Consider the following 23674-nt stretch of genomic DNA (forward strand, 5'->3'; position numbering starts at 1 on the left):
GCGGGTAAATGTTATCTTGCCGCCGATACGATTATCGGCGGAGTGATTTAATCGATTGATAGTTAATGTTTTATTAATCATTTATATCGCTTTTAAAAATCACCTAAAATATCTAGCGCTTCAGACACTTTTTTCACGGCAAAAATCTGCATATTTTCGGGCTTCTTCTTAGGCATATTCGCAATAGGTACAATCGCTTTTTTAAAGCCATGCTTAGCCGCTTCAGAAATACGTTCTTGCCCACTTGGTACGGGACGAATTTCACCACCAAGACCGATCTCGCCAAAAATAACGACATCTTGTGGCAATGGGCGGTTACGAAAGCTTGATACTAATGCGGCAATCAATGCCAAATCAGCGCTAGTTTCAGTGACTTTAACGCCACCAACAACATTCACAAAAATATCTTGATCGGCCATTTGTAATCCGCCATGCCTGTGTAACACTGCAAGCAATAATGCCAGCCTATTTTGATCAAGACCTACTGTCACACGCCTTGGGTTGCCATACATCGAGTGATCAACCAATGCTTGGATTTCAACCAGCAATGGGCGAGTACCTTCCCACAATACCATAACCGAACTGCCGGGTAGCATTTCCTCACCACGACTTAAAAAGATGGCGGATGGATTGCTGACTTCTTTAAGCCCTTGCTCGGTCATCGCAAACACACCTAACTCATTTACCGCCCCAAACCGATTTTTATGGCTACGCAATGTTCTAAAACGAGAATCAGCATCACCATCTAATAAAACGGAACAGTCAATGCAGTGCTCAAGCACTTTAGGCCCTGCTAGCGAGCCATCTTTCGTCACATGCCCAACCATTATAATGGCAATACCTTTTGTTTTTGCAAAGCGCGTTAAATAAGCGGCGGTTTCTCGAACCTGCGCAACACTCCCCGGTGAGGATTGAATATCAGCAAGATGCATAACTTGTATAGAGTCAATCACCATTAATTTAGGTTGCGACTGCTCAGCCAATAAGCAGATTTGTTCTATACTGGTTTCTGATAACATATTAAGATTATCAGCAGGTAAACCTAATCGGTGTGCACGCATGGCTACTTGCTGAAGTGATTCTTCACCCGTCACATAAAGCGTATTCATTTGTGATGAAAGCTTACTCATGGTTTGTAGTAATAAGGTACTTTTACCTGCCCCGGGATTACCACCAATTAAAATCGCACTACCCGGTACAACGCCCCCACCAAGCACACGATCAAATTCGGAAAAACCGGTTGAAAATCTTGGTAGCGCTTCTAAACTGATTTCGGATAATTTTTGAATTTTTGTTTGACCAACACCGCTACCTGCGTAACCCGTTAATCGATCATTGCGCGTTGAAGTACTTGCTAGTCTAACTTCAGTAATGGTATTCCAAGCATGACAAGCACTGCACTGGCCTTGCCAACGAGGATAATCTGCTCCACAATCATTACAAACATAAGCACGTTTAACGGTTTTTGCCAATTTAATCTCCTAACCTTCACTTAATAAACTGGTTGATAAAATACACCATAATCCAGTTAAATCTGCATAATTAATGCTAATTTTAGCCTTTTCAACCACTTTAGGTTTTCCATGATAGGCAACGCCTAAACCCGCAATACGTAGCATCATTAAATCATTGGCGCCATCACCAATAGCCACCGTTTGCTCAATAGGTATATCGAGTGATGTCGCTAATTGTTGTAAAGTTCGCGCTTTATACTTTGCATCGACAATTTGACCAATTACTTTGCCTGTTAATTTATTATGTTTGACTTCTAATTCGTTAGCATAAACATCCGCTAATTTTAGTTTCTGCTTTAAATGATCAGCAAAATAGGTAAATCCTCCTGATGCAATAGCAACATGCCAATTTTTTTTATGCAATTCTTTGACTAAATAGGTCAATCCAGGAGTAAGCGGTAAATTATCTTTTACTTGTTGTAAAAGATCTTGATGTGCTCCTTTTAAAGTTGCCACCCGATTTCGTAAACTGGTTGCAAAATCAAGCTCACCATGCATTGCTTGTTCAGTCACAGCCGCAACTTGCTGACCTACACCATATAATTTAGCCAGCTCATCTATGCATTCAATTTTGATTGCCGTTGAATCCATATCCATAACCAATAATCCTGGTGAATGGAGTGTCGGTAAATTGTCAATTGGCGATACATCGATGCCTAATGTTAATGAAATAGCCTTGGCTTTTTTAGGCATAACACCAGCAATACGAACAATCTGATAAGTTTTTATTTTCCAAGATGAAACAATTACCATTGGCATAGCAAGTTGATTTTGGAATTTTGACAATACTGTTTTATTTAGCTTTTTGCCATAAATAATCCAACCTGTTTTACCTGCATTATAATCTAAAGGCACCACTTCGCAGCCATTTAATGAAAGTGGTAAGCCTTGCCAGCGTTGGATATTTTCAGGTAAATCATTATAGGTGAGGGTGTAAGCCATATCTGAACATCTTTATAAGATAAAACAAGCCCAAAATTTATCACAACTACTAAAGATTGTCCAAATTAGGATTGTGTGATTTTTTTAGTTTTTTATACTTAAACACATAGTTATCTGAAACTTTTTTAACAAAATAGATAAATCCGTAGGTTGCCTTTAATCATTCCACCTCAATGCTTATATCAATCTTAAATATTCAACGCCCATGAACAAAGTTGCTCTAATACAGGCCCTAATTTTTCGCCAAATGGCGTTAATTTATAGAAAACTTTTAAAGGGGGTTTATCACCAAAAACGTGTCGAGTAATTAACCCATCTTCCTCTAATTTTTTAAGTTGTATACTTAATGTCATATCGGTAATATGAGGAATAATGGTTTTCAATTCGCTGAATCTTTTTTCACCAAAAAGCAAATAATAAAGTATTACCCCTTTCCATTTTCCACCAACTAAATCCATTGCCAAACTAATAGGGCAATAATAAGTTTTATTGTTATAACGTTTTAATGGTCTTTGTTCATCTATTTGCATTAATTCACCTAACTATCAAGTTTGATAGATATTGCTATAAGTTTATTTACAAATAAACTAATTAGAGTAACTATCATTTTAACAGCAAAAAAGGAAAAAAGTATCATTATGACATTAATTATTTTAGGTCACCCCAATATTAAACAGTCTATCGCCAATAAAACAATTATCGAAACATTACAAGATAAAGTTGAGGATATTGAAATTCGCAATATTCACAAGCTTTATCCAAACTATCAAATCAATGTACAAGAGGAGCAAGCCGCATTACTCAGACATGACCTTATCGTTTTACAATATCCAATGTATTGGTTTAACATGCCGGCAATATTAAAAATATGGTTTGATGAAGTATTTACTTACCAATTTGCTTATGGCTCCAAAGGCGATAAATTAAAAGGTAAAAAACTATTACCAAGTTTAACCATAGGACAACAAGAACAAAATTATAAAAAATATCACAACGATTTAATGGATAATTTATTAGAGCCCGTCAAAGTATCAACTTTATATACGCAAATGGAATATCTGCCACCAATACTTTTATATGGTATTTCACCAGAGATTGAAGAAATGCAAGCTAAAATAAAAACAAAAGCACGACAACATGGGCAACAGTTAGTTGAAATCATAAATAAATATAACCAATAAAAATCAATATGATGATTTATAATAATTGATAAATCATCATATTTTATGTTGTATTAACTATGCTTTTTTAAAACCGCATAAAAAAAACCATCACCACCATTTTCAATAGGTAAAAATTGTTTAAGTTCACCTTGTAATTTGGCGCTGGTGTTTTCTTGTAAAAAACGCTCAATTTGTAATTTATTTTCGTCTGGTAGAATTGAACAAGTGGCATAAACTAAAGTACCACCAATTTTTAAATAAGACCAAATATTAGTTAAGATTGCATGTTGTAGCTCAGTTAATTGGGCAATATCATTATCTCGGCGTAACCATTTTATATCTGGATGACGGCGGATAACGCCTGTTGCGGAGCAAGGTGCATCCAATAAAATACGGTCAAATGAACGCCCCTCACACCACAGCTCTGGCGTTAAGCCATCGCCAACTTTGACGTCAGCATGCTGTTTCAAACGAGTTAAATTTTCATCAATACGTTTGGCTCGGTTTGCATCCACATCCACAGCTAACACTTGTGCCTTTGGCGCTACCTCTAAAATATGCGTGGTTTTACCACCAGGTGCCGCACAAAGATCCAGAATTTGCTCACCATTTTGTGGTGCTAATAAATAAGCAGCATACTGAGCAGACAAGTCTTGTACTGTCACTGCACCGTCATCAAAATGGGGTAATTTAGCAACATTGACGGGCGATAATAACCGCAATGCACAAGGTAATTGATCATGTGGTTCTGACTCAATGTGCTGTTTTGCTAACAGTTGTTGATATTCTTGAATTGAATATTGGTTTTGGTTAACCCGCAACCACATTGGAGGTTTTTGGTTATTCGCATCAATAATTGTTTGCCACTGCTGTGGGTAAGCTTGCTTTATACGAGTCAATAACCAACTTGGGTGTAATGTTCGGCTATTTTGTTGCTTATCATCTTGCATAAATTTTTGTTGTAATGATGCTTGCTGACGCAAAAACTCACGTAACACGCCATTAACTAATCCTTTTAATGGCGCCTTTTGCAAAGTATTTACTGCATCAACTGTTTCACCAACAGCGGCATGTTCGGGAATACGTGTATAAAGGATCTGGTAAATACCCACTAACAATAAATAGTGCAAAACCCTATTTTTACCTGTCAAAACCTTACTCATTAAGGTATGGATATAAAAATTGAGCTCGGGTAATACTCGCATCACACCAAAACACATTTCTTGCACTAGTGCTCGATCTTTATCCGCTATTTTGTGATGCAAAGCAGTCAGTGTGGCACTTAATGATTGCCCTTCTTCTAATACATTAAAAATAGCTTGCGCACAAACAGCTCGTATATTTTGGTGTAATTTTTTATTCATAAATCATGACAACCTTAATTTATCTATTGTGATTAGTTTATAAAATTAAAGATCCAATCCAACCAGCAATAAATAACGGAATATTAAAATGGGTAAATGTTGGGATAACACTATCTCGAATATGGTCATGTTGCCCATCACTATTTAATCCAGACGATGTCGCTAAAATAGTATCTGATGGTGGTGATCCTGCATCACCAATCGCACCCGATGCGCCAATTAAACATACCGTGGCAATCGGTGAAAAACCAAGTTGTACACAAAGTGGCACATAAACAGCTGCAATGATTGGGACGGTTGAAAATGAAGAGCCAATCCCTAATGTAATAACCAAGCCAATTAGCATCATTACAAAGGCAGCAATCACTTTATTTCCTGCAAATAAAGCTGCACTATTAATAACAAGCGGTTCAATTTCATGCGTTTGTTTTAATACTTCGGCAAATCCTTGCGCTGAAATCATCACAAAGCCGATCATTGCCATCATTTTGATGCCGTCAGTAAAAACACCATCCGCTTCGCCCCATTTAATCGATCCCGATACAATAAAGCAAATAAAACCAATTAAGGCACCTAAAATCATTGAGCCGGTATAAAGTTGAACGGAAAAAGATAACGCAATTGCCAATAATGAAACAATAAGTGAATGCTTATTCACCTCTTTTACAGCACCTTGATTCGCTTCGCTACGAATAATTTTATATTCTCTTGGTTTACGATAACTAACAAAGATAGCCCATAATAAGCCAACAAACATACCTAACGCAGGAATAGCCATGGCATGCATTACATTAACATGGCTTACATCCATGCCAGATGCGGTAATATTTTTTAATAAGATTTGGTGCAAGAAGATATTGCCAAATCCCACCGGTAAAAACATATAAGGCGTAATTAATCCGAATGTCATAATACACGCAATCATTCTTCTATCAAGCTGTAGCCGTGACATCACATATAATAGTGGCGGAATTAAAAGAGGTATAAAGGCGATATGAATCGGAATTACATTTTGAGAGGAAATACTTACTAGCCCAATAATAACAATCAAAATCCATTTGATACGTTTTTTAGCATCACTTGATGTCAGCTGTTTAATCGCTTTATCTGCCAATAATTCTGGTAAACCAGATTTTGATATCGCCACAGCAAATGCACCTAGCATGGCATAAGAAAGTGCAATATTTGCCCCATTGCTGATGCCTGTGTTAAAGGCATCAATGGTTTCTTTTAACGATAAATGGCTAAATAAACCGCCAACAAATGCCCCAATGATTAAGCTAATAACAACATGGACACGGCAAAGCGATAAAATTAACATACAAATTACCGCAACCACAACTGCATTTATTGACGAGAACAAATCAAGCATTGTATTCATAAGATAGATTCTTAGTTAAGAAGCAAAGCTTATTATTGTAGGCGATAGGTATTGAAAGTGCAATTGATAGTGTATACTCACTGTTTTGCAATAGACAAAACCAAATTCGTATTACTGAAGTCATTTTAAGCATAAAAGCTTTTATATTAAAGTCAATATATTAAAGTCAAGTTATTGTGGAGCGTTGTTAATGAGAAATAATATCGACGGACATTTTTTATTAATTGGTTTAATGGCCTACCCTATTCGCCATAGTTTATCCCCGCAAATGCAAAATACGATTTATTCAAAATTGAATGTTCCTTATGTTTATTTAGCATTTGAAGTTGATCAAGAAAAACTTGCTGATGCAATTAAAGGACTTAGAGCATTAGGTTTGCGTGGCAGTGCGGTATCAATGCCCAATAAGCAGCTTGTCTGCCAGTACCTTGATAAGTTAACGCCAGCCGTTGAACTAAGTGGCGCGTGTAATACGATTTCCAATGATAATGGTGTGTTAACTGGCTATAACACAGACGGAATGGGTTACATGCGTATGCTTAAAGAAGCCAATATTGATGTGATAGGCAAAAAAATAACCATTCTTGGAGCGGGCGGTGCGGCAACCGCCATAGTTGTGCAAGCGGCACTTGATGGAGTAAAAGCAATCACCATCTTTAATCAAAAAGATGAATGCTATACAAAGATAGAAGCCATTGCGAAAAAATTGAATCAAACGAGTCAATGCCATGTGCGTGTTATCGATCTCGCCGATAAAGATCAATTACGCAAAGAGATTGCAGATAGTGTTGTGCTTTGTAATGCAACAGGTGTTGGGATGAAGCCGTTAGAGGGGCAAAGCTTAATTACTGATGCCACGATGTTAAGACCTGATCTTATTGTTACCGACTGCATTTACAGCCCACGAAAAACCAAGCTATTAGAAATGGCGGAGCAACAAGGTTGCCAAACATTAAATGGTATTGGCATGATGCTATGGCAAGGTGCTGCTCAAATAAAAATTTGGACGGGTGAAGATGCACCGATTGAATATGTGAAAGAACAAATGGGTTTTAATGATTAATGAATAATCAAAGTTTTTAACAATTTTATTCATGATGGATAATCAGTGATAAATATTGTTAAGCGTTATAAAATCACCAATCTATTAATGCAATTGCTAGCTAATGGAATATGAAATGAAAACAATTACCATAAAAGAACTTGAGATCGGTTTGGGTGCACCTAAAATTATTGTACCTATTGTGGGAAAGACTCAAGCAGAATTAATTGATGAAGTTAAGTTTTTACAATCTATTGATTTTGACGTTTTAGAGTGGCGTGTTGATCACTTTACTCAAGTTGACAATATCAATGCCGTAAAACAAGCAGCTAAAAGCATAGCCGATTTACTGCCTAATAAACCGATTTTATTTACGTTTAGAACCGCAAATGAAGGGGGGGTTAAACCTTGGCCACTCGCATCTTATATTCAGTTGAATAAAGAAATGGCGTGTAGTGGGCTTATTGATCTTATTGATGTTGAGCTATTTATTGGTGATGATGATGTAAAAGATATTATTGCCGTTGCACACAAAAATCAGGTATTTGTTGTCGCATCAAACCATGATTTTGAAAAAACACCATCCAAAAGTGATATTATCTACCGATTAAGGAAAATGCAGGAACTGGGTGCTGATATTCCTAAAATTGCCGTCATGCCACAAACAACAGATGATGTATTAACACTACTTGCAGCAACCACCGAAATGAACCAACAACATGCAACCACCCCCATTATTACCATGTCTATGGCTGGGCTGGGTGTGGTGAGCCGTATTGCAGGTGCGACATTTGGCTCAGCAATGACCTTTGGCGCTGCCAAACATGCTTCGGCACCGGGTCAATTAGACGCCAAACAATTACGCTCTATTTTAGATATCTTGTACCAAAGCCATAGCTAATTTAACATCAATCCGTTAATAATGAATTGGCGTGCCAATGTAGAGCGGTGATGAAGTGTTTGCGCTTCATTATCAAAATCTTCATTTACAACCACATAGCGAATTTTACTCCCCCAAATTGTTATGTGGTTGTACAAAATTTAGGTTTGGGATATGTATAATAAAAATAAATTTAGCTCGCTTGATATCAATTATTTTTTTAATTCAGATCAACGCAATACCATTAAAGATTTTGCCTATGCCAATATTCTAGGAACAGCAGATATTTGTGGTTATCAAATTATGTTTTTTTATATTGCCGATAATATTGAAGTTTTATTAATTGATGAAGTGATAGATAATATATTGTTACTTGATAAAGCCAATCAAATTTTGAATTTCTTGGGTTTTGAGTTTAAATTAGGCTCCCCGTTTATTTTAACCGATACCTTTAATCATAATTATATTCTTAAAGATCATCTTTATGAAGATCATATGCGTTACTACTATAAAGTCGATGAACAATTAATTGTCCTTGGCATTAATTATGAAGGTATTTTGCTATCCTTTGAATTAATCAATAATAAAAGTATTATTGACAATAGGTTGGCATTTTCTTGCTAGCTAGTTGTGGACGTATACCTATCCCAAACAGGTTATGTACAATAAGCAACTTTATTACAGCTAATTGATTACACAATTTAGTAATAAAATTAATCATCATTTTTAACCGGCAAATGCACAATTACAAGATGCGGTGATTATGGCATACCGTCATATTCCCAATAAAAATCACTCGCTAATTTATCAAAAGCGGGGATACCATCAGCTGGTTTTATACAAGCCAGCTTTTCATCTATGGATTGTCTAACTTTATCCCAATCATATTGATTTAATAATAAAATTTTATATCGTTTTGGCTGTTGAATTCTACCCTTATTTAAATTGAGTATTCCTTCTGGAGTTGCGACAATGATTGAGTAAATATCAGAATTATCCTCGCCAGTAATACCGATATTCATCTCTAATAAATAAAAAACTGCATTATCTTCTGGCTGCCACAGCCAAGGATCACCGATATCTGGAGACCAGTAATATTTCACTTCAAATTTTTGTTGTTTAATTTTCATTTATAGCCCGCATCAAAATAAACATTATAAGGCGCTCACTGTAATTATAATATCGAGAACGCCTCAATTATCATTGCTTAAATCTTATTTTTTTACCAATATGGTAAAGCTATCGATCGTATTAACCTTAATATTTAGCTACTTAGGTATTCCATTAAACCAATGATAAAAATCAAGACACAATGAATTATTGACAATCTATTGAATTGCAATGTTAGATACATCTCATCTTCGTAATCAATAACATTATTTTCGTAAAGTAGAAAAGCATATGTTGATACCAAAGATAAATATAAAAATAGACAAAAATACAAACTTATTTACAGGATCGAGTTTGTATTAATTTTAAATTTTGTTTTAATTCTATGACATCTTTTAGTTTTTCGGCTTCCATAGGTAAGCTTCGAATTAATAAATTTGCATTTTTCTTTAATAAATTCAGTAAAGATGTGTATTCTATTTCACCACTATATACGACTTCTTTTTTATCTAACCGATTATCTATAAATTTGATTTTACAAATTTTATTAATACAAAAAACTTCAAAATAAAAAGGTCCATCCATAAAGTAAAAATGAGTTATGTTATTTTGCTGAATTTTACAAGCTTCTTTTAACCACCAATTTAATATAACTACGGTAAAATCATCCCATTGTTCATCAGGAAAGAAAATGTTCCCGATCTGAAAATATATTTTTGAGAATATTTGCGTTGATATTTTACTTTTTGATACGCGAATAGAATCAGGGGGGATAATTAAATTAATCATTAACAATATCCTTTAGGATAAACCGTTGCAATTGTTTTGACATTGGCCATCATTACCGTATGGCAAAGCATTTGATATATATCTACATGCTCGCATTTTTACTCAATATTATAATAACCCATATTAAAAATATTCATACTGTTATGGTGCTAGATTCAATATTTTTTCCAAAAATTGTTTTATAAAAATTTGTTTTATAAAAAAGCACACTTTATTTAAATCAATTCACGCAAATATTATGTTTTGTCATAAATTATTTATGATTTGGATATTTACTTTAGAATCTATTTGTAAAAATTATTCAGGATTCTATACCATTTAACCTAACCAAAGCCGATAGCCACTTCAATTTTTCTGTGAGCCAATCAGATCCTCGCCAAAAAATTGGATATAGCGTTTAAATAATAGGTGGTGAATAATGCTTTAGTTAATTCCATGCTGTAACACTAATCACTTAAAATCCGCACTGTAATATTTGGTTTCATTGGCTACTAGGTATAATATCCCTTTAGGAAATTGACGACAAAATAAGGAATTTTGGGTGAATGACAAACTAAATATTTATCAATATACTTAATGTATTAGTCCGCACATCATAATGATAGACTTGTAGCAAAAGGATTAATGCCATTATTTTTCATCGCGTTACAAAATAAAAAATCAAATAAAATCAATGCCTTTTCTGACTAATTTTTATCATGCTCAGCTAATCTTTCTTTATGATATATCCTAGCCCTTGTCCCTGATATCATGTACTAAGCTGGGTGTGCTTGAGCAGGATTTATGTTAACAATAAAGTGCTTTGATATTCTCAAATAACCCCCGTTGATTTAGGCTCAGGTTTTAGCCAAGTATAGTAATCTGATACGCTAACTTCTAAGTGACGGCAGACTAGCAATAATGGGTATGGTAACAAATGTTGCTTTATATATTGGTACTTCACCAGTTTGTGCGCAAAATTTTTTGGCCACAATGTCCTCCTATGATTGTTAGTTATATCATAAAGATGACATAGGTTCATTTTTTGGCGAGGCTCTCATTTTGTTAAAATGAATTCTGATAAGTCGTTAGCGTCTGTTAGATTAAGTTTAAACTGCTACCTAATCTGGTAATTACAGTTTTGACTGTCGCCTATTTATGAGTAATAAATAATAAATTCTATGTTATTCTACACGGTATTTATTGTTTAAAGAGAAAAATAAAAAAACAATGAACGCGATAAAGCGATGTTTGGAATTTATTCTATTTCCTCCTATAAAAGTAAATAAAGCACTCCTTACCCAGCGATTACATCATAAAACCGTGTTGATTACTGGTGCTACTTTTGGTATCGGTGAAGCGCTTTGTTATCAGATAGCAGACATTGATTGTAGACTCATTTTAGTCGCGCGCACAACAGAAAAACTAGAAACGATAAAGCAACAGATAACCAGTCAAAAAGCAACGGTGCACGTTTTTTCTGTCAATTTATCCGATGAGCAACAGCTTAACGAGTTTATAAAAATATTATCTCAATTTACAATTGATATTTTTATTAATAATGCTGGTAAATCTATCTGTCGTCCAATTATGCAATCATTAGACAGATACCATGATTTTCAAAGAACAATGCAATTAAATTATTTTGCTCCAGTGAAACTTTGCTTAGCATTAATTCCTGAATTACAAAAAAATAAAGGGCAAATTATTAACGTATCAGCAATTAATGTATTATTAGCGCCAACCCCCTACTGGGCAGCTTATCAAGCTTCTAAAGCCGCTTTTGATCAATGGCTGAATTGTGCCAGTAGTGAGCTTGCTATCAACAAGATCACCGTTTCCAGCACCTATTTGCCGTTGGTTAAGACTAGAATGATAGCACCAACTAAAGCATATCAACAAGCGCCAGCAATGCGCGCTGAACAGGCTGCAATGCGTATTAATAACTTATTGATTAACCGTAAGACATATTATAAGCCTTGGTGGAGTATATGGGCGCAACTAACTTCCGTTTTATTATATCCATTATGGTTAAAAATAACACAGTATTATTTACGGAATAAAAAATGATTAAGACTTTAAAAATACTCTATCAATGTAACTTATTAACCTTTAGAGGAATTTGGTATTTAATTTGTGCAATAAAAGTTGTCGGCATCAATTTAATGACGTTGCTTTATATAAGCAAACGGTTCTACCCACAAAAAATTGCGTTTCAAGATGAAAAAGATAATATTAATTTTTGTACCCTATATAAACAATCACAACATTTAGCTGATCAACTAGCTACTTTTTATGGTGTTAAAGCTAAACAGAAGATTGCAGTGATGGCTTATAACCACATTTATTTAGCACACACTCTCTTTGCTTTATCTGTATTGGGCGCAGATATCTATTTATTAAATGCAGAGATGTCTGCGACACAATTTAAAAAACTAGACGAAGCGTATTCATTTGACTTAATTATTCATGATCCAGAGATTAAATTTTTACAGAAAGAAAATAACCTATTAACTTATCACGACAATTTTCCTTCTATTCAACGATTAATAAATGGTCGTTTAATGAAAACAACACAAAAAAGAAAAGTGTGTCATTTTCCCAAAATCATTGTATTAACCAGTGGCACAACAGGCAATTTTAAAATAGCGGGGCGCAGCACAAAAGCTAAAGGGTTTATCATTCCTTTTACTGCTTTATTTACAAAATTAAAACTTAATCAGTATTCAAGCATTTATATCGCAACACCAATTTACCATGGGTTTGGTATTGCTACATTTTGCATAGCTGTACTGCTCGGCTCTACTATTTTTTTACATAAAAAATTTACAACACAAGAAGCTAGTCAGTTATTAGATAAACATAAAATAGAGGTTATTACTTTAGTTCCGTTAATGCTAGGTCGTTTACTTAAGTATGATCACACCAAGTTACTAAGTTTGAAATGTATTATTAGTGGTGGTTCACCTTTAGCAGAAACGCTTGTTCAAGAAACACAAAATAAATTGGGGCCAATGCTATTTAATTTATATGGTACATCTGAGGCCGGTATATGTACAATTGCCACACCTGAAGATTTAGAAAAACAACCCAGTTGTATTGGCCGCCCAATTAACGGATTACATATAAAATTAATGCAAGATGGGCAGGAAATAGTTAAAGGAATAGGCGAATTATGGATTAAGTGCGCATGGTCGATACAAGCTAACAAATGGATCTCAACAGGTGATTTAGCGTATAAAGATCAACATGGATATTTTTATTTACAAGGTCGAAAAGATGACATGATTGTATCAGCAGGAGAAAATGCATATCCTTATGATCTTGAACAACAGTTACTAGAGCATCCAGCAATTGAAGAAGCCACAGTCATACCCATCAACGATGATGAATTTGGACAACGATTTGTTGCTTTTATTATATTAGGAAAAAACCAAGTTTTATCTAACGAAGCATTGTTTACTTGGCTGCGTAGTAAAGTGGCTCGTTATCAAATGCCGAAAAAAGTCATTGAGCTAAATGAAATGCCTATAACGGCTATCGGTAAGGTTGATAAGAGGCAATTACATACTCTATTATACAATGAAGATATTGGAACATTTTATTAGAAGTAATGATGGTTTAGTTTATTATACAAATAATCATTATTAAATTAGGATGATAACTAAACATTGATAATATCTCGTGGGTGAAAATAGTTCCAACTTCATTTAGTTTAAAATTACCTAAATTAAAATTATAAACAAGGAGATGATTTTTCTTATTAGGATCTTTGGGATCTGTAATAGAGCATGCTTTGGTTAAATCTATGCTTTAACACTAACCGATTAAAATCCGCACTGCAATATTGGTTTCCCCAGTCACTAGGTAGCTAAACTAACCATTATTATCTGTCTAAAATTGATTTATTGTTCCAAGTTTACTTGATCATCATAGCATGAGGGAATTTCGCTATCTAAAGCAGGCAAGTATTTATCATTCACAATATTATATGCTTGTTTTCTATAAGGGTATTTAGCAATTATGTTTTTAATGTCGTTATATAAGTCTTCTTTTTTAAACCACACATTACCACATTGACCACAACCAAAAAATGGGGGGACATCTTCAATATAAGAAACAATACCTGCACATGTTTCTTTAGGGCACTTTAATCCATTTACAACAGCAGTTTGTTTATCCTCTGGCTTATTTAATAGCATCGAATTAATGTCATAACCCATTGATCAATAATGGCATTTTATCATAATGAATTTCATATTCTTTTGGCGAGAAACCGAGATAAAATGGTCTTGCTCTTCTGATGTTATAAATTCTTTTTTACAATGATTACATAATAACTTCATACAAACCCTTTTATTTTTATCATGAAGAACTTGCTACTTTTTTCTACACTATTTTAGCGATAGTTACGATTATACATAAAACTAATAATAACTAGGACACATGCTAACAAAAGTCGTTATAAATATATTCTTTTGGCATTATTATCAACAAAGAATTGCCTTAGCTTATCGGAAATAACGACATGTTTTTGAGATTCCTAATATCTTGCCATATAAAAGTTTTCTTTGATATTTTTTTAAAGACAATTCTATGAAACTTCTTTGATTTATTAGGCAAATAATTTAATATTGGTTCACTATCAGGCTTATGCCTATATATGATAATGAATGAAGAATATTTAAGACGTTATAGTCTGAATTGCTCTGACCATTGATAATGGCATTGGCATCAAGGCATTTAACCTCTTTTAAAAAACCTTTATAACCTGACAGCAGATTTGCAAGCTTAACTGAAATAAAATCCGACCCACCACTAAAACAAAAATCATAATTTGCAATCTGATCTGATTCAGATTCGAAACAATAGCTATTAGGATAATCAAATATTTTTATATTCATATATCATATAAAAAATACTTTAGATCGAACGATATTTTTGTTCAAAACAATTATTCTGTTTTTTAACGTTGCAAGAGGACGCCTGCACTGTCTAGCTGATGTTTTTCGATAAGGCGGTCGTAGAAATAGCGGTAACGCTAGCTGTAGTTGGCACTTTGTTTGCTTTGGATGCAGTTAGGTTTGTTGCGACATTTCATTGTGAAATTCACCAGTAAACCTGATGCTATAAATCACGATCCTACACATATCTAATTATTGAGCCAGCTTCTATCGTTTTATTTTTTAATAATATTTAATTTCGTATCGACCCATTACATCAAAAATAGGATCATAAATACTCTACACTTTCAAGAATAGCCCTACGCTTTAGGCTAACTAAAACAGATCCAGTAGTAGATAACATGTGACACTTTTTTACAATTTCATTTGCCATTTTTTGCGAGGATCATGTCTGCTGTGTTTTTATGCTAACTAACCCGCCGAGGTTGTCGTACTGGTAGATGCGCTCTGTCAGGATGTGATTAGGATGGGATGCTAACCTCGCAGGGGAGTGTTTGTGTTGCCAGCAGCTGTTATAGTAGTCTTTGAATTCGATGCTCAACTATCCTTAGGGGCATAATACTTCGTGGTGCAGACTGGCGCATTTATTTTAGAATTTATGCTATTTTCTTATATAGACATCCTGATATTGCAGTACTTTTTCTTTGTATAAAGAAGTGCTTATATAAGAGGTTAAATAACTTTGATTTAATTTACTATATCCATCTTCATTTAATTGGTCTGTTTGCCAATCACAAACTGGACATATTTCAAAAATCGAGTCTTCATAATCCTTGAAAACAAGGTATCGACATGAGATACAAGCAACACCAGTAATTTCACTATCTGGATGATCAATTATTTTTATATCATTACCGGTAATGTCTTTTATTTTGTTTTCTAAGTATTTATTTCTAACTAACGATGATAATTTATAACTATCTAAAATATCATTGTTGTAAATCTGTTTCTTAGAAAGAGCCATAGATTGCTCATCAAGTATTCCATTTTCATATAAAAAATTTGTTCTATCGTCTAATTTTAAAGTAAATAAAGAGTGGTAATTTAAAAAGTTAATGACTTCACTATGAAAGAATTCTATACACATTATTTTTCTCGCGCTAAATCAATTGCCTCTTGGAATGGTTTTTTGCTTCTCCAACCGTCTTTATAATAAGTCCAATTCGGAGCGGTTACACTAAATCATACAACTTTTTTAAGGGTTTACGCAAAGCGCTTAAAAAAGCGCCGCATAGAAAACGATATTTTAAAGCAAGCCGCACTGATAATGGGGTGAAAATGACTATCCTAAACGCAAACCGACATCATTATAGCCCGACAAAACGATGTCAATATTTCGTATTATCAAGATATTATGCTTATTACCAATGTAAATTGAATAAACAAAAATCAGTAAGACTTTATGCAGATAAAGTAGTGACGCTATTTAACCGAAGCTATCATTGTTATGGTACAAGGCGAATTGGTTTTGATTTGCAAAAAGAGAACATTTGGGTATCACGCTGTTACATTGTTCGGCTGATGAAATTTTTATTGCTCGTATCAAAATACGTCGTTAAACGTTATTGTAATTATCGCCTTAATTTTTGTTTGAAATGTGTTGCCATTCCAATTTTCTACTTTTTTGCTGTACTATTTTAGGGGGATAGCTACCATTTGAGAGATAGTTACAACGTCAATTGAGTAAAAAATTCGGCATCATAGACAATATTTAGACAGATAAACGGGATAGCATTACAATATTTTTAGGTAATATAATCCTGCTATAGAAGATTTATCTTGCTAGAATGGATTGAGTTGCTGAGTGATCTGAATCTTAATTAGTATGCTAAACTGCAAAAAACGAGCTTATTTTTAGCATCGACACGATGATTATGATTACAACAATTTATTTAGACGTAAGCAAAAATATAAGGAGTATTCACTTATGATAGTCTTATCAGCCAAAGAAGTTGAAGTTATGTCAAATAAAGGGAGCCAAGAAAGATACATTTATTCCATAAAAAAAATTGTTGATAACGAAGTAGCTTGGGTCTTAGACGATGACGGGTTTGCCTTAACCGGTAGAAATGATAACAATAATGAAGTTCTTATATTATGGCCTGCTCGTGAATATGCTGCAAATTGTGCTTTAGGTGGCTGGAAGAATTATAAACCCAAGGCATTATCGCTTGATTATATAATGAATAAATTATTGCCTGATTTATCAGCCAAAGGAACTCAAGTTGGTATTTTCTCCATTCCTACGCTATCAAGCACTCCTATTGTTAATGCTGAGAGCTTATTAATTGATTTAGAAAACGAATGTAGTAATTATATTTAAAACTAACCCCGAATGAAGTAATCCAAACTTGTAATCGGACAAAAGCAAAGACAGTTTCTAACTGAGTAATTCATTGTATATAACTTGTGATATCAAATTAGAAGAGTGCTTATTATTGGTGAAATAACCTATGGAAAAATTTCTCGAATTACTAACTAAAAAAGGGGTAAAACACGTTGTTCAAGATAATAAAGTTATCATTAATGATAATTTGCGTTTAAGAAACAAAGAAATTAGTGTCTTGCCAGACAATTTACTTATCCATGGTGATTTAAATTTAAGTAAAACAAAAATACAAATACTACCAAAAAATATGGCTATTCATGGTAGTTTGAATTTAACAGACTCCGAAATCCAAGCCTTATCGAATGATTTTACAATTAGTGGGGATTTAAATTTATCGATCACTAAAATTAAAGTCTTACCGGATAATTTATCTGTGGGTGGTAATTTGTATTTAGAATTTACAGACATCAAAGCGCTACCTGAAAATCTGGCTATTGGTGGTGATTTGAATTTAGCTCACACAGATATTCAATCATTACCTGAAAACTTATCAATTAGTGGTAATTTAGATCTTACCTATTCAATGATTAAAGCATTACCAGATAACTTATCAGTTGGCGGCAATTTAGATCTTACCTATTCAATGATTCAGACATTACCGGATAACTTATCGGTTGGTGGCAATTTAAATCTAGCAAATACAGATATCGAAACATTACCCAAAAACTTATCGGTTGGTGGTGACATATATTTAATAAATAGCCAAATTAATAGATTGTCTGAAAATTTATCGGTTGGCGGTGATTTAGACTTAGCAAATACCAATATTCAATTATTAGGCGAAAACTTAACTGTTGGGGGAGATCTTGATCTAAGAAATACCCATATCAAACAATTACCTCAAAAAATTTCTGTTAACGGTTATCTAAATTTAAGAAATACCAGAATAAAAACATTACCAGAAAATTTATCGGTAGGAGGATATTTAAGTGTTGCTAATACAGACATTCAAGTATTGCCTAAAAATTTATTTATTGGTGGTCGCTTGAATATAGAGTCAACCAAAATCAAATTATTACCTGAAAATTTATCCGTTGCTTGTGGTATATATTTAGATGTAGATAAAGTACAGAATATAGTTTATCGCAAAAGCAACCAAGGCAACTTAACAACCATTTTTGCTTGTTGGGCTAATGGGGGATTTGCTATTCAAGCAAATGGCTTTTTTGGCACAGTTGATGGCTTTTATAAAATGATTGATGAAAATTTTTCTACAGAAAATGCGATAAAATACAAAAAAATAGCTCAGGAATGTGTAGAGGAGCTAGCCCAAAAGCTTAACAAGCCGTCGCCGAGATAAGTAAGATGGATTAAAAGCACAAATCTATCTAGCTGAAGTAATATCGCATCTTAATATGATAAGTAGGCAATTAAGATGCCTAATTTTACGCCAAGGTGGTCTGTTAAGATAGATCCATTTTGATATTAAACAACACATTGGTAATATTAAAAAAACTTGCTAACATACAAACAATGGATCTTGTGATATGGCAAGAATGGAATATTTTTATAAGATCATAGTTGAAGTTGATACTGTGATATTAAATTGGCTAGTAAGGTTGATAGTTCTATGAATATAAATACAAGGTGGTTAACTTTTGTATTAGTTGATAATAATGAATCATTCCAAGAAATACAGGCTAAGATAGCATCAGCATTTCAATGTAAATTATCCTGTAAAGATGAAAAAGGTCGTTATATTGCCAGAGCTGAATTGGCCAATTTTAGCATAGCCGTTATAGACAAAATTGATATGCTTAGTGAATTATTGTGTGATGAGCATTATACGCTTGAAATAACAATAATATCTGATGAATATTTTAATTCTGAATTTGAAAGTTATATCAAACAAATTCTAACTAATCATTTTATACAGTGGAAATGTTCAGTTTGGTCTCCTGTCGAAGTTACTCCACAGATTTAAAGTGAACTTTATCTTTAGCACCTAACAAATTAGCATACCAATACATGATGTTGATCCTCGCCCTAAAATCGGCAAATGTCACCTTTATAATATAACGAATATGCTATAACGAACAATCATAAGCGAACACATTATGGCACAAAAAATTGAGTGCAAAGTTCAAACAGCAGACGGTGAATTATGCTTTATCTAATGCCCATCTTTCATTAGCTGAAATCGTTAATCATTTAGGTATTGGTAAATCAACGCTGGATAAATGAGTTAAGCAACTTAATCCTAACCAGTAACCATGAGCTAACTAATGAGCCACCAAAAATTATCGCGCTAAAAACAGAAAACAAAGCACTAAAAATAGCCAATGAAATGCTAAAAAAGCGCACGTGCACTTCATCAACCACCCAAGCCGGTGAAGTACCAATATATGAAGCAACCGTTGTCATCGTATCTGGCACTGCCGGTCTGTCGTCAGTTGAAAGTAAGTGTATCTGGTATGCACAAGAGCTTTATTTGTGTTCTTCGGGTTTAAATAAAGAAGTCAAAGAAATTGATGATAAAAAAGGATAAACCAATGAAAATTATTAAACGAGTTGTTAGATTATTTGCATTGAAAAATACATAACAAACCTATTCATATGATTAGGTCATCTTAAACGGTATTGAGATAACCGATACGGTATGCCCATTCAAATCAAGTTCTAGCACAATAAAAATCAGTCAGAAAACCCATTGATTTTATTAAAGTTTTTATTTAAAAAAATAATAACATTAATCCTTTTATTGCAAGCTGTATCTTATGGTTTACTGATTAATACATTAAGTATATTGATCAGTATTTAGTTTGTACCACGCTCCAAAATACCTTATTTTGTCGTCCATTTTTCAAAGGAAAGCGACGACCTAGTGGCAAAAAAACCAATATCGCAACGCTAATTTTAAGCGATTAGTGTTACAGATTAGTGTTACAGTATGGACTTAGCCAAAGTCTGAAGCAAACAGGCAATTGTTGAAATAATGCCATTGCTGAAAGTTTTTCCATCCGTTAACACCCATGATTCATGATGATAACAAAACAAGGAAGAAGCCAATAAAGCCTATTCGCCTATATCAAAACCGATTATAAGTAGGTTTGCCGACACGGAGTTAATAACTGGGTATCGCCTAAGCAATATGAAAAGTCGTATGACCTAAATAACACTTTTATAGCAGTGAGTTTTGTCTAATACTTTGGCAAGGATAACTTGATTCACAAAATACGTTTTATGTTGGCAATTTACAAGGTGTCGGTCGAATTTATCCATAAACTTTTTAATCTGACAGACACAAAATAAAAACTAGTAGCTGTCAGATTAGGTTTGAGCTAACACAGGCAGGTTACGTCAGAACTAACAAACCTAATTAACAAAAAAGCAATATTTCTGCTTGAAATATTACTTTTTTATTTATTATTAACCTAAAAGCAATGCATCGTCAGTCACTTTTTCACCGCGTGTTTTTTCAAACATATCTAATAAATCGGTTACGGTTAATTTTGCGCGTTGTTCACCTGATACATCAAGTACAACTTGACCTTGATGCAGCATGACTGTTCGATTTCCATATTCCAATGCTTGTTTCATTGAGTGGGTTACCATCATCGTCGTTAAATGGTTTTTTGAAACAATTTTATCAGTCAGATCTAAAACAAACTGTGCTGTTTTAGGATCAAGTGCTGCGGTATGTTCATCAAGCAATAATATTTTAGAGGGTTTTAATGTTGACATTAACAAACTAATAGCTTGTCTTTGACCACCAGAAAGTAAGCCCATCATATCCGATAATCGATTTTCAAGCCCTAAATTTAAAGTCGCCAGTTTTTCTTTAAATATTGATCTGAGATTGTTATTAAGTGCTGAAGCGAGAGTAAAACGATGTCCTCGATTGTAAGCAATAGCCAGATTTTCTTCGATGGTTAAGTTTTCACAAGTTCCAACCATAGGATCTTGGAATACTCGTGCCACCATGCTAGCCCGCTTCCATGCTGGCCAGTGGCTTACATTTTGTTCATTGATAACAACACTACCTGAGTCAGCAAATAGATCTCCGCTAATTACATTGAGCAACGAGCTTTTTCCTGCACCATTACTACCAATTATGGTAACAAATTCGCCTTCACTAATTTTTAGGTTTAATCCTCGTAGCACATAATTTTCAATTGGTGTACCTTGATTAAAAGTTAATTGTAATTGTTCAACTTTAATCATGCTTATTTCCCTCTTCTTTTAGCGTGTTTTTTCAGTTGTTTTGGTACCACAAGAGCTAGCACAACCAATATTGCGGTAATCAGATTTAGATCCTCTGTTCCAACGCCGATTGTTTGTAGGAATTCATTGCTTAATGCAAAAGCAATAAATAAGCGATACAAAATAGAGCCTAAAATAACTGAAAGCATAACAAGCCAGATACGTTTTGTTGGAAAGATGCTTTCACCCAGGATAATTGAAGCAAGCCCAATGACAATTGTTCCAACACCAATGGTAATATCTGCACCACCTTGAGTTTGTATAAATAACGATCCACCAAGTGCAATTAAGCCATTTGATATTGCCATACCGAGGATGGTTATTCCTCCAGTTGGTATGCCTTGGGATTTTGCCATTCGTTGATTGGTTCCCGTCGCTCTTAATGCTAATCCTATCTGGGTCTTCAAAAATAAATTGAGTAATGCCCAACACACAATGACAAATCCCAGCACCAAAAGCGGTTGTATAATATATTGATTACTGTAATCATCAGCAATAAATGGTGAAAATATGGTTTTGGCATCCAGTAAAGAAAGGTTAGGTGAACCCGCCATTCTTGGTGTTTCATCCATAATATAAGGTGCAAGACCTAATATTCTTAAATTAATAGAATAAAGCCCTATCATTACAATAATGCTCGAAAGTAATTGTAGAATATTGAGCTTAACATACAGTATGCCTGTCATTGCGCCAGCAAGGCAACCAGCAAGCATACCGAATAACGTCGCAATCCAAGGATCGATACCGATATAAATGCATAATCCACAAATTGCGCCACCAAGAGGGAAGCTGGCATCAGCCGTCAGATCAGGAAAGTCAAGTAAACGAAATGAGATAAATACACCTAAACTCACTAAGGCATAAATAAGCCCAATTCCAATTGAGCCTAATAAAAATTCAAAAGACATGAAAAAATCCATTCAAGTTAACCGCCAAAATGGCGGCATAGTTATAAAAGAGTAACATTATTTTTCGACAATTTTTGCCGCTGATTTCAATATATCATCAGATAACGTAACACCTTGGCGTTCAGCCGCCTTTTTATTTATCGTTAGTTGAGTAACATTGCCCACTTGTGATGGGATATCACCGGGTTTTTCACCATTCAGTATGCGGATAACAATTTTACCTGCCTGACGACCAAGATCATAATAACTCATTCCCAAAGCAGCAATCGCCCCACGTTCTGCTGATTCTGGGTTTGATGCTAAAAGAGGTATCTTGCTTTCGTTTGCTATTTTTACTAGCGCTTCATAGGCAGAAACCACATTGTTATCAGTCGTGGTATAAAACATATCAACTTTACCTTTTAAACTTCTTGCGGCTGTTGATATATCCGAAGTACGTTGAGCTGGGGCAGCTATTATTTTCATACCTCGTTTTTCTAACTCAACTTGTAATTGTTTTAGTATAATTGTTGAATTTATTTCACTTGGGCTATAAACATAACCAATATTTTTAGCATCGAGTTTAATTTTTAGCATCATGTCAATTTGAGCATCTAATGATAACGCATCAGACACCCCAGTTACGTTGGTTTTTGATGCATTCCAACTTGGAATTAATTTTGCTGCTACAGGATCGGTAACGGCAGTGAAAACAATTGGAATTTGTTTGGTTGTCGCAACTAAAGCTTGTGAACTTGGTGTCGCAATGCCAACAATAACATCAGGTTTGTTAGCTACAAATTGTTTAGCGATTTGCGCTGCATTAGCGCTACTACCTTGTGCACTTGCAAAGTGTAATTTTAAATTTTCGCCAGCAATATAACCGCTATCTTTTAGTTCATCCTCAACACCTCGACGAACATTATCTAATGCTGGATGTTCAACAATTGCGGTAATAGCCACAAATTTTTGCTCAGATTTAGGATCTGCTGAAGAGTTAAATACTGCCAATGATAAGCTAAGTAGCATAAAAAATTTTATAATAGAATTACGCATATGGCACTCCT

General features: G+C 34.2%; 23 protein-coding genes. 11 read left to right on the forward strand and 12 right to left on the reverse strand.

From position 1 onward, the window contains the following. Nucleotides 1-92: 92 nt before the first annotated feature. The 3 genes from radA to A9G28_RS04725 form a co-directional block, all read right to left on the reverse strand. The gene (radA, locus tag A9G28_RS04715; RefSeq protein ID WP_065567398.1) at nucleotides 93-1472 is read right to left on the reverse strand and encodes a DNA repair protein RadA; all 1380 of its coding nucleotides are present in this window, start codon (nucleotides 1470-1472) and stop codon (nucleotides 93-95) included. Between the two features lie 9 nt (nucleotides 1473-1481). Further along, nucleotides 1482-2456, reverse strand: a complete 975-nt coding sequence (serB, locus tag A9G28_RS04720; RefSeq protein ID WP_065567397.1) for a phosphoserine phosphatase — start codon at nucleotides 2454-2456, stop codon at nucleotides 1482-1484. A gap of 188 nt (nucleotides 2457-2644) precedes the next feature. After that, complete coding sequence (locus A9G28_RS04725) at nucleotides 2645-2986, reverse strand: winged helix-turn-helix transcriptional regulator (protein ID WP_065567396.1); 342 nt, start codon at nucleotides 2984-2986, stop codon at nucleotides 2645-2647. Between the two features lie 108 nt (nucleotides 2987-3094). Between A9G28_RS04725 and A9G28_RS04730 the strand changes: the two genes are divergently transcribed. Next, nucleotides 3095-3637 (forward strand): NAD(P)H-dependent oxidoreductase, encoded by a 543-nt coding sequence (locus A9G28_RS04730; RefSeq protein WP_065567395.1) that lies wholly within the window; start codon nucleotides 3095-3097, stop codon nucleotides 3635-3637. Nucleotides 3638-3690: 53 nt separating this feature from the next. On the opposite strand, the gene rsmB is transcribed toward A9G28_RS04730, so the two are convergent. After that, nucleotides 3691-4983: a 16S rRNA (cytosine(967)-C(5))-methyltransferase RsmB gene (gene rsmB, locus A9G28_RS04735; protein WP_065579919.1), complete on the reverse strand. Its 1293-nt coding sequence runs from the start codon at nucleotides 4981-4983 to the stop codon at nucleotides 3691-3693. A gap of 37 nt (nucleotides 4984-5020) precedes the next feature. Further along, nucleotides 5021-6355, reverse strand: a complete 1335-nt coding sequence (locus A9G28_RS04740; protein WP_065567458.1) for a Na+/H+ antiporter family protein — start codon at nucleotides 6353-6355, stop codon at nucleotides 5021-5023. 199 nt (nucleotides 6356-6554) lie between these two features. On the opposite strand from A9G28_RS04740, the gene A9G28_RS04745 reads away from it, so the two are divergent. From A9G28_RS04745 to A9G28_RS04755, 3 genes are all read left to right on the forward strand, one after another. Further along, nucleotides 6555-7427 carry a shikimate dehydrogenase gene (locus tag A9G28_RS04745; protein ID WP_065579920.1) on the forward strand — a complete coding sequence of 291 codons (873 nt, stop codon included), beginning with the start codon at nucleotides 6555-6557 and terminating at the stop codon, nucleotides 7425-7427. A 115-nt stretch (nucleotides 7428-7542) separates the two neighbouring features. Continuing rightward, nucleotides 7543-8307, forward strand: coding sequence for a type I 3-dehydroquinate dehydratase (gene aroD, locus A9G28_RS04750; protein WP_065579921.1), 765 nt, complete (start codon nucleotides 7543-7545; stop codon nucleotides 8305-8307). A 153-nt stretch (nucleotides 8308-8460) separates the two neighbouring features. After that, the gene (locus A9G28_RS04755) at nucleotides 8461-8910 is read left to right on the forward strand and encodes a hypothetical protein (protein ID WP_065579922.1); all 450 of its coding nucleotides are present in this window, start codon (nucleotides 8461-8463) and stop codon (nucleotides 8908-8910) included. A gap of 137 nt (nucleotides 8911-9047) precedes the next feature. On the opposite strand, the gene A9G28_RS04760 is transcribed toward A9G28_RS04755, so the two are convergent. Further along, a complete protein-coding gene (locus tag A9G28_RS04760) occupies nucleotides 9048-9416 on the reverse strand; it encodes an Imm8 family immunity protein (protein ID WP_065567390.1) in 369 nt (122 codons plus the stop codon). 316 nt (nucleotides 9417-9732) lie between these two features. Then, nucleotides 9733-10185 (reverse strand): hypothetical protein, encoded by a 453-nt coding sequence (locus A9G28_RS04765; RefSeq protein WP_065579923.1) that lies wholly within the window; start codon nucleotides 10183-10185, stop codon nucleotides 9733-9735. Between the two features lie 1209 nt (nucleotides 10186-11394). Here A9G28_RS04765 and A9G28_RS04770 point away from each other — a divergent pair. Together A9G28_RS04770 and A9G28_RS04775 are read left to right on the forward strand one after the other, a co-directional pair. Then, complete coding sequence (locus A9G28_RS04770) at nucleotides 11395-12234, forward strand: SDR family NAD(P)-dependent oxidoreductase (RefSeq protein ID WP_065567388.1); 840 nt, start codon at nucleotides 11395-11397, stop codon at nucleotides 12232-12234. Then, nucleotides 12231-13772 carry an AMP-binding protein gene (locus A9G28_RS04775; RefSeq protein WP_065579924.1) on the forward strand — a complete coding sequence of 514 codons (1542 nt, stop codon included), beginning with the start codon at nucleotides 12231-12233 and terminating at the stop codon, nucleotides 13770-13772. The genes A9G28_RS04770 and A9G28_RS04775 overlap by 4 nt, the downstream gene beginning before the upstream one ends. Nucleotides 13773-14069: 297 nt before the next feature. Here A9G28_RS04775 and A9G28_RS04780 read toward each other — a convergent pair whose 3' ends face one another. Both A9G28_RS04780 and A9G28_RS04790 read right to left on the reverse strand, forming a co-directional pair. Beyond that, nucleotides 14070-14366: a hypothetical protein gene (locus A9G28_RS04780; RefSeq protein WP_141673594.1), complete on the reverse strand. Its 297-nt coding sequence runs from the start codon at nucleotides 14364-14366 to the stop codon at nucleotides 14070-14072. A gap of 1363 nt (nucleotides 14367-15729) precedes the next feature. Continuing rightward, complete coding sequence (locus A9G28_RS04790) at nucleotides 15730-16215, reverse strand: CPCC family cysteine-rich protein (protein WP_065567384.1); 486 nt, start codon at nucleotides 16213-16215, stop codon at nucleotides 15730-15732. Between the two features lie 191 nt (nucleotides 16216-16406). On the opposite strand from A9G28_RS04790, the gene A9G28_RS14030 reads away from it, so the two are divergent. The 5 genes from A9G28_RS14030 to A9G28_RS04810 all read left to right on the forward strand — a co-directional run bounded on the left by A9G28_RS14030 (nucleotide 16407) and on the right by A9G28_RS04810 (nucleotide 20005). Beyond that, entirely contained in the window at nucleotides 16407-16769 is a 363-nt protein-coding gene (locus A9G28_RS14030) for an IS3 family transposase (RefSeq protein WP_141672006.1), read from the forward strand. Between the two features lie 286 nt (nucleotides 16770-17055). Further along, on the forward strand, nucleotides 17056-17451 hold the full coding sequence (locus A9G28_RS04795; RefSeq protein ID WP_218057322.1) for a DUF2750 domain-containing protein: 396 nt from the start codon (nucleotides 17056-17058) through the stop codon (nucleotides 17449-17451). A gap of 130 nt (nucleotides 17452-17581) precedes the next feature. After that, entirely contained in the window at nucleotides 17582-18817 is a 1236-nt protein-coding gene (locus tag A9G28_RS04800; RefSeq protein ID WP_065579927.1) for a hypothetical protein, read from the forward strand. Between the two features lie 270 nt (nucleotides 18818-19087). Next, nucleotides 19088-19441: a hypothetical protein gene (locus A9G28_RS04805; protein WP_065567382.1), complete on the forward strand. Its 354-nt coding sequence runs from the start codon at nucleotides 19088-19090 to the stop codon at nucleotides 19439-19441. Between the two features lie 234 nt (nucleotides 19442-19675). After that, nucleotides 19676-20005, forward strand: a complete 330-nt coding sequence (locus A9G28_RS04810; protein ID WP_065579928.1) for a hypothetical protein — start codon at nucleotides 19676-19678, stop codon at nucleotides 20003-20005. A gap of 881 nt (nucleotides 20006-20886) precedes the next feature. Here A9G28_RS04810 and A9G28_RS04815 read toward each other — a convergent pair. The 3 genes from A9G28_RS04815 to A9G28_RS04825 are packed head-to-tail and all read right to left on the reverse strand — an operon-like array spanning nucleotide 20887 to nucleotide 23663. Continuing rightward, entirely contained in the window at nucleotides 20887-21681 is a 795-nt protein-coding gene (locus tag A9G28_RS04815; RefSeq protein ID WP_065579929.1) for an ABC transporter ATP-binding protein, read from the reverse strand. Between the two features lie 2 nt (nucleotides 21682-21683). Then, nucleotides 21684-22628, reverse strand: a complete 945-nt coding sequence (locus tag A9G28_RS04820; RefSeq protein WP_065567379.1) for an ABC transporter permease — start codon at nucleotides 22626-22628, stop codon at nucleotides 21684-21686. 57 nt (nucleotides 22629-22685) lie between these two features. Next, the gene (locus A9G28_RS04825) at nucleotides 22686-23663 is read right to left on the reverse strand and encodes an ABC transporter substrate-binding protein (RefSeq protein ID WP_065579930.1); all 978 of its coding nucleotides are present in this window, start codon (nucleotides 23661-23663) and stop codon (nucleotides 22686-22688) included. Nucleotides 23664-23674: the final 11 nt, after the last annotated feature.

The sequence above is a fragment of the Gilliamella sp. Fer1-1 genome (assembly GCF_001690825.1).
Classification (GTDB): domain Bacteria; phylum Pseudomonadota; class Gammaproteobacteria; order Enterobacterales; family Orbaceae; genus Gilliamella; species Gilliamella apicola_C.

Bases quoted from the DNA above. Each gene is read 5' to 3' on its own strand.
- A9G28_RS04725 (WP_065567396.1), bottom strand. From the start codon at position 2,986: ATGCAAATAGATGAACAAAGACCATTAAAACGTTATAACAATAAAACT.
- A9G28_RS04805 (WP_065567382.1), top strand. From the start codon at position 19,088: ATGAATATAAATACAAGGTGGTTAACTTTTGTATTAGTTGATAATAAT.
- A9G28_RS14030 (WP_141672006.1), top strand. From the start codon at position 16,407: ATGACTATCCTAAACGCAAACCGACATCATTATAGCCCGACAAAACGA.
- aroD (WP_065579921.1), top strand. From the start codon at position 7,543: ATGAAAACAATTACCATAAAAGAACTTGAGATCGGTTTGGGTGCACCT.
- A9G28_RS04820 (WP_065567379.1), bottom strand. From the start codon at position 22,628: ATGTCTTTTGAATTTTTATTAGGCTCAATTGGAATTGGGCTTATTTAT.
- A9G28_RS04745 (WP_065579920.1), top strand. From the start codon at position 6,555: ATGAGAAATAATATCGACGGACATTTTTTATTAATTGGTTTAATGGCC.
- rsmB (WP_065579919.1), bottom strand. From the start codon at position 4,983: ATGAATAAAAAATTACACCAAAATATACGAGCTGTTTGTGCGCAAGCT.
- A9G28_RS04780 (WP_141673594.1), bottom strand. From the start codon at position 14,366: ATGCTATTAAATAAGCCAGAGGATAAACAAACTGCTGTTGTAAATGGA.
- A9G28_RS04795 (WP_218057322.1), top strand. From the start codon at position 17,056: ATGATAGTCTTATCAGCCAAAGAAGTTGAAGTTATGTCAAATAAAGGG.
- A9G28_RS04790 (WP_065567384.1), bottom strand. From the start codon at position 16,215: ATGTGTATAGAATTCTTTCATAGTGAAGTCATTAACTTTTTAAATTAC.
- A9G28_RS04770 (WP_065567388.1), top strand. From the start codon at position 11,395: ATGAACGCGATAAAGCGATGTTTGGAATTTATTCTATTTCCTCCTATA.
- serB (WP_065567397.1), bottom strand. From the start codon at position 2,456: ATGGCTTACACCCTCACCTATAATGATTTACCTGAAAATATCCAACGC.
- A9G28_RS04755 (WP_065579922.1), top strand. From the start codon at position 8,461: ATGTATAATAAAAATAAATTTAGCTCGCTTGATATCAATTATTTTTTT.
- A9G28_RS04825 (WP_065579930.1), bottom strand. From the start codon at position 23,663: ATGCGTAATTCTATTATAAAATTTTTTATGCTACTTAGCTTATCATTG.
- A9G28_RS04730 (WP_065567395.1), top strand. From the start codon at position 3,095: ATGACATTAATTATTTTAGGTCACCCCAATATTAAACAGTCTATCGCC.
- A9G28_RS04775 (WP_065579924.1), top strand. From the start codon at position 12,231: ATGATTAAGACTTTAAAAATACTCTATCAATGTAACTTATTAACCTTT.
- A9G28_RS04765 (WP_065579923.1), bottom strand. From the start codon at position 10,185: ATGATTAATTTAATTATCCCCCCTGATTCTATTCGCGTATCAAAAAGT.
- A9G28_RS04800 (WP_065579927.1), top strand. From the start codon at position 17,582: ATGGAAAAATTTCTCGAATTACTAACTAAAAAAGGGGTAAAACACGTT.
- A9G28_RS04815 (WP_065579929.1), bottom strand. From the start codon at position 21,681: ATGATTAAAGTTGAACAATTACAATTAACTTTTAATCAAGGTACACCA.
- A9G28_RS04760 (WP_065567390.1), bottom strand. From the start codon at position 9,416: ATGAAAATTAAACAACAAAAATTTGAAGTGAAATATTACTGGTCTCCA.
- A9G28_RS04740 (WP_065567458.1), bottom strand. From the start codon at position 6,355: ATGCTTGATTTGTTCTCGTCAATAAATGCAGTTGTGGTTGCGGTAATT.